The organism is Staphylococcus sp. GW821-FHT11H10 (genome assembly GCF_058807855.1).
In genome coordinates, this window is the sequence record NZ_JBXARC010000037.1 from 1 (window position 1) to 11,793 (window position 11,793).

The following is an 11,793-nucleotide window of genomic DNA, read 5'->3' on the forward strand; positions in this document are numbered from 1 at the left end:
AAAGACAATTTCTATATTATTTCAATAGAAATTGTCTTTTTTTCACTTATCCAAGAACTTTATGTCCCGGACTCTTAGTTTATAGATATATGTGAATTATTGATGCTTAACTAAAAATATTTTCTGTGTGCATTTCTATTTCTTTCTGTTTGAAATCAGTGTTTGGATAATACATGTTTTTCACTAATACATTAGGGCCTAAACAATGAAATGCCTCACAATGACAATTTAACGATTTTGCTAAATCTGAAGTGAGCCATTTATTAAATACATCAGTCAATTTGTCTGTTTTTATATTTGAGATGGTACCATTTTCATCTCCAAAGTCTGTTACAATGACATCTCCGCTAAACACATTTACATTTAAGCGACTTCGTCCATCTGGATCATTTCGTGTTGTCACATTTTTTGCATCTCTTAAGCGTTGTAATAGTGCTTGATCATTTTCGTCATTAATACATGGATAGATAGGTAACGTACCAAACAGCATCCATACATTCTCATCTCGAATATCTAATAAATGATGAATTGCTTGTTTCATTTCTTTTAGAGAAAGCACATTTAATTGACTTGCGAAATCCGCTGGGTACATAGGATGAACTTCATGACGACTGCATTTCATATCATTAACGATTTCTTTATGAATTTTATCTAAGTAAGGTAAAGTACTCTGATTTAACATCGTTTCAGCTGATACAAACATACCTTGACTTGATAGGGTGCTCGCATTGTCTAACATCTGTTCATATAATTTTAATTTTGCTTTTAAAGGTGGTTGTTTTTTCATGGCGCCAAAGCCAACATCAGTAAATTCTTGTATAGTTCCCCAATTATGTGAAATGTGCATAACATCTATGTATTCCGCGATATCTAAATAACGATCTTGTGGTAACGTTAAATTAGAATTCATTTGAACATAAATACCTCGATCTTTCGCGTATTTTAATAAGGGTTTAACGATATTTTTAATTGATTTCTTTGAGAACATTGGTTCTCCGCCCGTGATTGATATTGTTCTTAATTGAGGTATTTCATCTAAACGACGATAAATAATATCCATAGGTAATGCATCCGGATCTTTGGTTTGTAATGTATAACCAACTGCACAATGGCTACATCTCATATTACATAGCGTTGAGGTTGTAAATTCTATATTACTCAACGTCAACTGTCCGTAGTCTTCAATATCGTTATAAGTTTCCCAAGGATCATTTGAAATTGAAATGGGTTTTTTCTGATTTGTCATCCACATATTTATTACTCCTAAACTAAAAAAATTCCTCTATTCGTTGCAAAAGTACAGTAAACATTATTAAGATTATATCCCTTTTTGTCAAATTCTGTTAGGATAAAATTAACGTATTGTTAAATAAACTCATATAAAAAAGGAGAAACATTTATGAATGAACAACAAACAATGGAACAAATTAAAACGAGATTATCAAAATTCTTAGAAGATATTGATCATGTTAATCCTGATGAAGTAAGTGTTGAAGACATTGATGAATGGATTGGCTTACTAGATCAATTAGAAGAAAAAGTAAAGCAAGTGTCTAACTAAATAATAGCCGTTTAAGTTCAACTATGTTTAATATCCTTCTATTTCGTCTATATAATAAATATAATTCGAACAAGAAAGGTGATTAATACATGACTAAAAAAGTAGCAATTATCTTATCAAATGAATTTGAAGATATTGAATTAACTAGCCCTAAAGAAGCAATTGAAGAAGCTGGTTTTGAAACAGAAATCATTGGTGATACTGCAAATGCTGAAGTAGTAGGTAAGCATGGTGAAAAAGTTACTGTAGACGTAAGTATTGCTGATGCTAAACCAGAAGATTATGATGGACTTCTAATACCAGGTGGATTCTCACCAGACCATCTTCGCGGAGATGCAGAAGGTCGATATGGTACGTTTGCTAAATACTTCACTAAAAATGATGTTCCAGCATTTGCAATTTGCCACGGACCTCAAATATTAATTGATACTGATGATTTAAATGGACGCACGTTAACAGCTGTACTTAATGTACGTAAAGATTTATCAAATGCTGGTGCAAACGTAGTAGATGAATCAGTTGTAGTTGATAAAAATATCGTAACTAGTCGTACACCAGATGACTTAGACGATTTTAACAGAGAAATTGTTAAACAACTTCAAGCATAAATCTTGTTGATGTAAAGCTTGAATATTATTCGATATATTCTTATACGTCAATTTTACAAATTCGCAATATTTAATGAACTGAGAAGAGACTTTAATATGTCTTTTCTCGGTTCTTTTTTGTATTCAAAAATTTAGTTATAGTAATTTAATGACTTAACTTCAGATATAGGTCTCATAGCCATATATTCTCATACACCCTGGGACCGATTTTTCACTTTAAGTATGGCTTATTATAAGAACTACTGTTAAACTCTCAAATATAGAGTGAGTTTAAGTAAAGGAGCTACCGCATGAAAAGAAGCCAAAGAATGAACAACTCGCCTGAGAGACATTCACAATACCGTAATGAACCACATTACAATACGTATTATCAACCTGTAGGTAAACCACCTAAAAAGAAAAAGAATAAACGTATATTTTTACGTCTGTTTATTATATTTGTCTTCATATTTGCATTGTTTATCGGATTAATGTATTACTTATCTTCTAGAGCAAATGTTGATGACCTTAAAACTATTGAAAATAAAAGCAGTTATGTATCTGCAGACAATATGCCTGATTATGTAAAAGGTGCATTTATTTCAATGGAAGATGAACGTTTTTATAAACACCACGGTTTTGATGTAAAAGGTACAACACGAGCATTGTTTTCAACGATTGGGGATAGAGATGTTCAAGGTGGAAGTACAATTACGCAACAAACTGTGAAAAATTATTATTATGATAATGAACGTTCTTTCACTAGAAAATTAAAAGAATTGTTTGTAGCACATAAAGTAGAACAACAATATAGTAAAAATGAAATATTGAGTTTCTATTTAAATAACATTTATTACGGTAGCGATCAATATACAATCGAAAGTGCCGCCAATTACTATTTTGGTACGACAGTAAATAAAAATAGTGATAGTATGTCTCAAATTACAGTATTACAAAGTGCGATATTAGCTAGTAAGGTCAATGCACCTAGTGTTTATGATATAAGTAATATGTCTGATAACTTTAAAAATAGAATTAAAACAAACCTTGAAAAAATGAAACAACAAGAATATATATCTGATAGCCAATATCAAGAGGCATTAAGTCAACTAAATAACTATTGATTTGTTTTGCATGCGTACAGACAAAATTCGTAATTATAATTTAGTCTTCATAAAGTATTCATTATATAAATGAACTTTATGAGGACTTTTTATATAGGTAAAACATTTTGTGTAATGCGATAAGTGATATAAAATAATGTTTGTTAGAATATCTTAAACTGAATGAGTTAATAGAGAACATATTTATAAGTGAAGGTGGTGGGTGTATGACAAAAATTACGAAAATAGAAGTACAAAAGAATAATAAAGAGCGATTTAATTTATTCTTAGATGAAGTATTTGAAATGGGAATAGATATTGATACACTTGTAAGGTTCAATTTAAAAAAAGGTCAAATTCTTGAGCCATCAGATATGGAGAATATTCAAAAATATGAGCATTATCGTTTAGGTATTAATATGGCAATCCAATACTTATCATATAAAAAAAGAACTGAAAAAGAAGTGCGACAACATTTGCAACAAAATGAAATAAGTGACATAGCAATCCAACAAGTTATAGATTATTGTTACAGAGAATCGTATATTAACCATGAAGATTATGCTGAAAGCTTAAAGAATACGATGATAAACACTACTGACAAAGGTCCTGAAATTTTTAGACAGAAATTATATCAAGTTGGAATTGAACCTAATATTATAAATACATATGTTCCGATTTACGAAGAAGAGCAATCATTTGAAGCAGTTATTGAGGTTGCCAAAAAAATTATGAAAACTAAAAAAGGCCCTGAAATTAAAATACGTCAAAAGGTACTTCAAAGTCTAATTCAAAAAGGATATTCTATGGATGTTGTACAACAGGCAATAGCTGAATTAAATTTTGAACAAGATGAAAATATATTAGATGATTTATTGCAAAAAGATCTTGAAAAAGTATATACAAAGCAAAGACGTAAGTATGACGGACAACAATTAGTAATGAAGACGATAGAGTCACTTATGAGAAAAGGATATAAATATGATAAAATTAAATCAAAATTAGAAGAAAGTGGTATTTTAGATGAATGATAAAAAGCTAAGTGAAATGTCTGAGCAAGAATTAAGACATGAAATACAAACATATAAAGAAAAAATGCGTAAAGCTGAAATGAATGGCATCATGAATGAGTACGATGTATATCAAAGTAAAGTCATCATTGCTGAAAGTTACTTAGTCGATCGTACTAAGGTAGTGCTTGGTAGAATGTATAAACTTAATGATGGAAGCGACCAATACTTCAAAGTCGAACGATTAAAAGGTGTATTTGCATGGGGATATAGAATTAATAGTAAGATCCCTGAAGAAGGATTGCCACTCGCTTTATTAAAAATTTAGAAGGATGTAACATGAATGGGAAGTTCAATAGTCTTAAAAATGCTCAATGTCACGCATTATTATAGAAGTAAGAAAAATAGAAAGTGGTATTTACCATTTGGTTATGCCGCAGAAGACATAGAATTAAACAATATTTCACTACATATATATCAAGGTGAGGCTTTAGCCATTATTGGCGAGCCGGGGGCTTCTAAAACTTTATTAGGTAGGATAATTGCTGGTGACATTAAACCTGATAGAGGTAAAATTAATAAATCGGTCTCTACTTATTATGGTGATATAAAAGACAAACATTTAATACATTTAACAGTGCGACAATATGTAAAAGAAATTCAAAGATTATTTTCTTACGAAACAACATCACACAGTGTTGATCAAATTATCAAATTTGCACATTTAGATGATAAGTCTACGTTTAATATAAATATGCTTAGTCATTCTGATTTTGCACAATTAATCTTAAGCATTGCACGTGTATGTCGAAAAGAATTGATTATTTTGAACCATATCATTGAACATCTTGATGAAGATTTTTTAGAAAAAGCAAAACAATTATCGAAAGACTATGTTAACGATAATAATTCGTTAGTATTCATCGATAATGATCTTGAAAAAGTTGAAAAAGTAAGTAATTATGTAGCATGGATTTCACATGGCCAAGTGAGGATGGAAGGTTCACTAAATCAAGTTTTACCTGTGTTTAAAGAACATGAGCAAGATCGAATGAGTATAGGAAATGATGAAGAACAGCAAAATTTTGATTTAGATTGGAAAGAAAGTCGTAGTAGACTCCCTGAAATGAGCTATAACTTTAAAAGAGTAGAAAGATATAGACATGCGAAAGTTCCTGATTTTGTCGTGAGGTTTTGGACGATTTTAATTGCAAGCTTGATTTGTTTGGCCATCGTTGGAGCATTAGTCGTTAATAACATTGGACGCTTTGATGTTCCTATAATAGAAGCTCAAAAGAAAGTTGAAAATAAAGACCCATTTGAGGAAAAATTGGCATATGGAATCGTATTAGACGACTCGATAACGTTAAATGGTGATTCTAATACAAAAGTTCCTAAATACGCATTTTTAACAATAACAGGTGAAAATTCAAAAAAATACCGTGTTAATATCGATAATCAAGATTATGTTGTAGAAAAACATAAACTACAATATTTTAACCCAGCAGCTTTATATGAGTCGCATTCATTTAAAAAATTATCTCCATATATGAAATCAAATTATAGTAATTTTGTAGATTATTATAATAGCCATTTACATAAAAAACATGATCGAGTTAAAAAAACACTTGTTCCCAATAAGGATTCTAGATATGTTGTAGGAGTAACGCAACAACCAGTAGAAATGTTATTTAATGATCAAGATAAATTAACAGGATTTGTTTTTCCAATAATTAATAAAGACGAACTTAAAGATAAATATCATATTAATCAAGATTTATGGATTGTTAAGTCAGGTGATGGATATTTAATCGCGGATATGAAAAATAGTAAGTGGATATACATTGAATTGTAGGTGTAAAAATGATAGATAACATTTTATTATATATAAAACTTTTCCCATCACTAATAAAGTTTACTAAGCAACGTATAATAGATACTTGGAAACGGTTTGCAATTCTCTTCATTGCTGAACTTGTCTTAGTATTAATAGCACTAATTACGTTGTCGTTTATCGAGATTGAAGATATTAGTAAAGCTAGGTGGTTATATAGAATTGTTGCTATGATTACATTTGCTACAATGTTTGCAACAATTTTTAAATCTTTTAAAGAGTATAGTCAAGATTATTTAATAACTAAGTCGTTTCAATCAACACCATTGATAACAACAGTTGGGAACGCACTTATCGGAAGTTCTATTTGTTGTATATTATCAATTATTACTTTATTGTTTAAACCAGTGAATTTCGATGCATCTTTCACTGCATTTATTGTATTTTATATAATGATGATTCTATTTATAATATTCATATCTGTTACTTTAGGATTGTTAGATATTATATATAAAAATATGACTATGATATTCTGGTTAGCTGTAGTTATAAACTTTTTTATAGTACCTATTATTTTTATTCCTTCTGCAAATGAGAATTTAATGATTCAATTGTTAAAGTTAAATCCTCTGTTTTATTTAATTGATGGATTAGCGACTTCTACGATTTATGGTGTAGTGAATATGTATAATATTTCATATCATATCTATTTTATTTTAATAATAGTAACGATTGGAGCAATTAATTTTATGCTTATGAGATATGTAGCACATTCAAAATATAAATATTCTTCTAATATAATTGCGACAAAAAATAAATAAAAGAGTGAATCAGAATCATAGTGTAGTTTATGGTTCTGGTTCACTCTTTTTAAAAATTATTTAGAATATAATTTTTTTTGTAATTTTTCTTCAGTGAAAACCCATCCTATATATGAGTGATCTATATTGTTATCATTATCGACATGTGCTATTGCAGCAAAACTATAATGCCCTTTATTTAAATAGCGTAAATCTATTAGACGAACTTCTGTAGTGTCGTCATCTAGCTTACGAGTTTGCCATCGATAAATTGATGAGAAGTTCAGAAATGTTCTAATGTCTTTATTACTTTTAATCTGCCAGAGTAGAGTGTCTGGAGAAAATTTCTGTCGTTTAACTTTATCACTAAAGACAACATTTCGACCAAATGCTCTTCCAACATAATCATGTTCTTCAGTTTGAATAGCAACGCGCCATTCCATGAATTTCATCGTAGGTGCCACAAATATTTTAACAGGATTATGCTGTGCTTTAATCTGGCTTAATGCTTGCTTTTTAATGATACTCTGCATTTTGAAACGAATAATATAATAAATGATGAGTATACTAATAATTGGAAAGAATACTACGAATGGATGTACACCGAATAACCAAACGACAATCCCTGCACAAAGTATAATAAATATGATTGGATCGAAAGTATTAATAACACTTAATTGAATCCACTTGTTTGTGAGTGGACGCAAAGCTTGAGTACCATAAGAATTAAATATATCAACAAATACATGTAAAAATACTGCTAACTGTGCCCATAACCATATATGCGTTGTATCTACTCCTGGGAATAAAACATAAATAATAAATGTGATCAGTATAGGCCACAAAATTGTAAATGGTATAGAATGAGTGATACCACGATGGTGTGAAATATATGTGGCGTTATTTTTCAATTTTAAAACGGTGTCACCATCTGGAATTAACGATCCGGCAATTAATGTTGTAGCAGTAGCTGCCATAGTATTTGCCATAGCTGGATCTTGACTAGCTAGAGCAGTTAATCCAACACCTATTGCTATATGCGTGGCTGTATCCATAACGTTCACTCTTTTCATGTTAATTTAATATATATTATAATCTAAAAATTGAAATAACGAAATTAAGAAACTTATTAAAATACTATTAGTTTGCTATAAACCGATTAGATGAAATAAATAATGAGAGTGGAAAGGATGTAAGTATGTTAAATGAATCTACATTTAAAAAGAATTTAATAAAGTGGTTTAATGAAAATCAAAGAGAAATGCCTTGGCGTGAGACTTCTAATCCTTATTATATTTGGTTAAGTGAGGTTATGCTTCAACAAACACAAGTTAAAACCGTTATTGACTACTATCACAAGTTTATTAGCCGTTTTCCAACTATAGAAGACTTGAGTCAGGCAAATGAAGATGAAGTGCTTAAATATTGGGAAGGTTTAGGTTATTATAGCCGTGCACGTAACTTTCATACTGCTGTAAAAGAAGTGGCATCTGAATACAAAGGCGTCGTTCCTTCAACACCAGATCAATTTGGAAAACTTAAAGGCGTTGGTCCATATACACAAGCAGCTGTATTGAGTATAGCGTTTAATAAACCTTTAGCAACCGTTGATGGTAATGTCTTTCGAGTATGGTCTAGATTAAATAATGATCAACGAGATATTAAATTGCAATCAACACGAAAGGCATATGAAAAAGAATTACAGCCCTATGTTTATCATCATTCAGGTACTTTCAATCAAGCAATGATGGAATTAGGCGCATTAGTTTGCACACCTAAGAACCCATTGTGTTTGTTCTGTCCTGTTCAAGACAATTGCAGTGCTTTCAAAGAAGGCACTGTGCTAGATTTACCAGTAAAAACTAAAAACATAAAGAAGAAAACGATTCAGCAACATGTGTTTTTACTTAGAAATGCAAAAGGGGAATATTTAATTGAGCAACGACAAGAGAGATTGTTAAATGGTATGTGGCAATTTCCTATGTTTGAAGCACCAAATACATTGGAACAATTAGAGAATAAATTAGGAATGTCACTGTCAATAGCTGAGGAAATAGTATTTAAGCTTAAACATCAATTCACTCATATGACTTGGGATATTAGTGTATTTAGTGTAATTGAGACAGTATCTCTTTCTAAAAAAATGATGGAAGACTATAAACTTGAGTGGATGAATTTAAATCGCCGTGATGAATATACATTACCTGTATCAATGGATAAAATATATAAACATATAAATGGTTGAAAACTTAAATTTATAAGTAATTTTTGGAAGCTATATTAAAAATAGTAACGCTTCTTTAAAGACTTAATTAAAATTATGATATAATCTAAAGTGCGAAAATTACTAAAAGGGTGGTGTGGAGTATGGTAAAAGAATCCATACCTAAAGAAGGCGAAAATATAAAAATTCAAAGTTACAAACACGATGGTAATATTCATAGAGTATGGTCAGAAACGACGATTTTAAAAGGAACAGATCATGTTATTATCGGTGGAAATGATCATACTTTAGTTACTGAAAGTGATGGTCGCACGTGGATTACTCGAGAACCGGCAATCGTTTATTTTCACTCAGAATTCTGGTTTAACGTTATTTGTATGTTTAGAGAAGATGGTATTTATTACTATTGTAATCTTTCATCACCATTCGTTTGTGATGAAGAAGCTTTGAAATATATTGATTATGATTTAGACATTAAAGTTTATCCTAATGGTAAATATCATCTGCTAGATGAAGATGAGTATGAACAACATATGAATCAGATGAATTATCCACACGATATCGATGTTATTTTACGCCGTAATGTAGATATTTTACAGCAGTGGATAGAACAAAAGAAAGGTCCGTTCGCCCCTGATTTTATAAAAGTTTGGAAAGAGCGTTACAAAAAAATTAGAAATTACTAAGCATAAAAGATGTAATTGCTACATATATGTTTTATAGTACTTGAGTAATAATAAGCAGAGGTTGAATTTACTTTAAAGTTGCAAAAGGAAATGCTTGCAATTGAAAGTTTCAACCTCTATTAATTTTCTAAAAAATTGAATTGAAAATTATAGGGGGGACTAGTATGATACGACGCTATTTAGAATTTGTTAAACCTTACAAATATCGTATAATAGCGACGATAATTATCGGGATTATAAAATTCGGCATTCCTATGTTAATTCCTTTACTTATCAAATATGCAATTGATGGCGTTATTAATAATAGTGCACTTTCTACGAATGAAAAATTTCAACATCTAAGTGTAGCTATCGGCATAGCTTTATTTATATTCTTGATTGTGAGACCACCAATTGAATACTTACGTCAATATCTTGCACAATGGACGAGTAACAAGATTTTATATGATATTCGAAAACAATTATATAATCATTTGCAAGCTTTAAGTGCTAGATTTTATGCGAACAATCAGGTAGGGCAAGTTATTTCAAGAGTGATAAATGACGTAGAACAAACTAAAGATTTTATTTTAACCGGTTTAATGAACATATGGTTAGATTGTATAACAATTGTCATTGCACTATCCATCATGTTTTTCCTAGATGTTAAGTTAACTTTCGCAGCTATATTCATCTTTCCATTCTATATTTTGACAGTGTATTTCTTCTTCGGTCGTTTAAGAAAATTGACTCGTAAACGTTCGCAAGCTTTAGCTGAAGTACAGGGCTTTTTACATGAACGTGTACAAGGTATGTCCGTCATTAAAAGTTTTGCGATAGAAGATAATGAAGCTAAAAACTTTGATCATAAAAACCAACATTTCTTAAATCGAGCATTTCAACATACGTCATGGAATGCCTACTCATTTGCAGCAATTAATACTGTGACAGATTTAGGACCAATTATCGTCATTGGCTTCGGTGCCTATTTAGCCATTAATGGTTCAATCACTGTTGGTACACTTGCTGCATTTGTAGGATACTTGGAACAATTATTCGGACCACTGAGAAGATTGGTTTCTTCTTTTACGACACTAACTCAAAGTTTTGCATCAATGGATAGAGTATTCCAATTGATGGATGAAGATTATGATATAAAAAATGGTATTGGCGCTCAACCTATTGAAATTAAACAAGGACATATTGAGTTGAAGAATGTAAGTTTTAAATACAATGAAGATGAATCAACTATACTAAAAGATATAAATCTTAATATTAATAAAGGTGATACAGTAGCTTTTGTTGGTATGAGTGGTGGTGGTAAGTCAACCTTAATTAACTTGATACCTCGCTTCTATGATGTGTCTGAAGGTGAAATATTAATAGATGATTATAATGTTAAAGATTTTCTTACTGGTAGTTTAAGAAATCAAATTGGTCTAGTCCAACAAGATAATATTCTTTTCTCAGATACAGTGAGAGAAAATATCTTACTAGGTCGCCCAGATGCTACTGAAGAAGAAGTTATTGAAGCGGCTAAAATGGCAAATGCGCATGAATTTATAATGAATCTTCATGATGGCTATGATACTGAAGTAGGGGAGCGAGGCGTAAAATTATCTGGTGGTCAAAAACAACGTCTCTCAATTGCAAGAATCTTTTTAAATAATCCACCAATTTTAATTTTAGATGAAGCCACATCAGCATTAGATTTAGAAAGCGAAGCAATTATACAGGAAGCATTAGATGTATTAAGTAAAGACAGAACTACACTCATTGTTGCGCATAGACTATCAACAATTACACATGCAGATAAAATAATTGTAATGCAAAACGGTGAAATAGTAGAAACAGGAACGCACAAAGAGTTGATTGAAAAACAAGGTGCTTATGAGCATTTATATAGTATACAAAATTTATAGTAAAAAAATGAGAGTCCGGGACATAAAGTTCTTGGATAAGTGAAAAAAAGACAATTTCTATTGAAATAATATAGAAATTGTCTTTTT

Annotated in this window: 12 protein-coding genes; 10 read left to right on the forward strand and 2 right to left on the reverse strand. The window is 30.5% G+C overall.

What is annotated here, in order from left to right; genetic code table 11:
- Nucleotides 1-106 precede the first annotated feature (106 nt).
- The gene (gene yfkAB / locus AC1RRU_RS12175; protein ID WP_176715143.1) at nt 107-1,246 is read right to left on the reverse strand and encodes a radical SAM/CxCxxxxC motif protein YfkAB; all 1,140 of its coding nucleotides are present in this window, start codon (nt 1,244-1,246) and stop codon (nt 107-109) included.
- A gap of 153 nt (nt 1,247-1,399) precedes the next feature.
- Here yfkAB and AC1RRU_RS12180 point away from each other — a divergent pair, with 153 nt between their 5' ends.
- The 7 genes from AC1RRU_RS12180 to AC1RRU_RS12210 all read left to right on the forward strand — a co-directional run bounded on the left by AC1RRU_RS12180 (nt 1,400) and on the right by AC1RRU_RS12210 (nt 6,916).
- Nucleotides 1,400-1,561 carry an SE1561 family protein gene (locus AC1RRU_RS12180; RefSeq protein ID WP_011275386.1) on the forward strand — a complete coding sequence of 54 codons (162 nt, stop codon included), beginning with the start codon at nt 1,400-1,402 and terminating at the stop codon, nt 1,559-1,561.
- Between the two features lie 89 nt (nt 1,562-1,650).
- Complete coding sequence (locus tag AC1RRU_RS12185; protein ID WP_016931358.1) at nt 1,651-2,169, forward strand: type 1 glutamine amidotransferase domain-containing protein; 519 nt, start codon at nt 1,651-1,653, stop codon at nt 2,167-2,169.
- A 290-nt stretch (nt 2,170-2,459) separates the two neighbouring features.
- Nucleotides 2,460-3,272, forward strand: a complete 813-nt coding sequence (sgtB, locus tag AC1RRU_RS12190) for a monofunctional peptidoglycan glycosyltransferase SgtB (RefSeq protein ID WP_016931357.1) — start codon at nt 2,460-2,462, stop codon at nt 3,270-3,272.
- Nucleotides 3,273-3,478: 206 nt separating this feature from the next.
- Nucleotides 3,479-4,282 carry a recombination regulator RecX gene (gene recX, locus AC1RRU_RS12195; protein WP_011275390.1) on the forward strand — a complete coding sequence of 268 codons (804 nt, stop codon included), beginning with the start codon at nt 3,479-3,481 and terminating at the stop codon, nt 4,280-4,282.
- Nucleotides 4,275-4,589 carry a YfhH family protein gene (locus tag AC1RRU_RS12200; protein WP_011275391.1) on the forward strand — a complete coding sequence of 105 codons (315 nt, stop codon included), beginning with the start codon at nt 4,275-4,277 and terminating at the stop codon, nt 4,587-4,589. Before recX ends, AC1RRU_RS12200 begins: the two co-directional genes overlap by 8 nt.
- A gap of 15 nt (nt 4,590-4,604) precedes the next feature.
- Nucleotides 4,605-6,116, forward strand: coding sequence for an ATP-binding cassette domain-containing protein (locus tag AC1RRU_RS12205; protein ID WP_011275392.1), 1,512 nt, complete (start codon nt 4,605-4,607; stop codon nt 6,114-6,116).
- Nucleotides 6,117-6,124: 8 nt separating this feature from the next.
- Complete coding sequence (locus tag AC1RRU_RS12210; protein WP_493196600.1) at nt 6,125-6,916, forward strand: teichoic acid transporter; 792 nt, start codon at nt 6,125-6,127, stop codon at nt 6,914-6,916.
- A 56-nt stretch (nt 6,917-6,972) separates the two neighbouring features.
- Here AC1RRU_RS12210 and AC1RRU_RS12215 read toward each other — a convergent pair whose 3' ends face one another.
- Nucleotides 6,973-7,950, reverse strand: coding sequence for a metal-dependent hydrolase (locus AC1RRU_RS12215; protein WP_011275394.1), 978 nt, complete (start codon nt 7,948-7,950; stop codon nt 6,973-6,975).
- A 143-nt stretch (nt 7,951-8,093) separates the two neighbouring features.
- On the opposite strand from AC1RRU_RS12215, the gene mutY reads away from it, so the two are divergent.
- From mutY to AC1RRU_RS12230, 3 genes are all read left to right on the forward strand, one after another.
- Nucleotides 8,094-9,140 carry an A/G-specific adenine glycosylase gene (mutY, locus tag AC1RRU_RS12220; protein WP_011275395.1) on the forward strand — a complete coding sequence of 349 codons (1,047 nt, stop codon included), beginning with the start codon at nt 8,094-8,096 and terminating at the stop codon, nt 9,138-9,140.
- 122 nt (nt 9,141-9,262) lie between these two features.
- The gene (gene ntdP, locus AC1RRU_RS12225) at nt 9,263-9,805 is read left to right on the forward strand and encodes a nucleoside tri-diphosphate phosphatase (protein WP_011275396.1); all 543 of its coding nucleotides are present in this window, start codon (nt 9,263-9,265) and stop codon (nt 9,803-9,805) included.
- 164 nt (nt 9,806-9,969) lie between these two features.
- Nucleotides 9,970-11,706, forward strand: coding sequence for an ABC transporter ATP-binding protein (locus tag AC1RRU_RS12230; protein WP_011275397.1), 1,737 nt, complete (start codon nt 9,970-9,972; stop codon nt 11,704-11,706).
- The last annotated feature ends 87 nt before the right edge of the window (nt 11,707-11,793 follow it).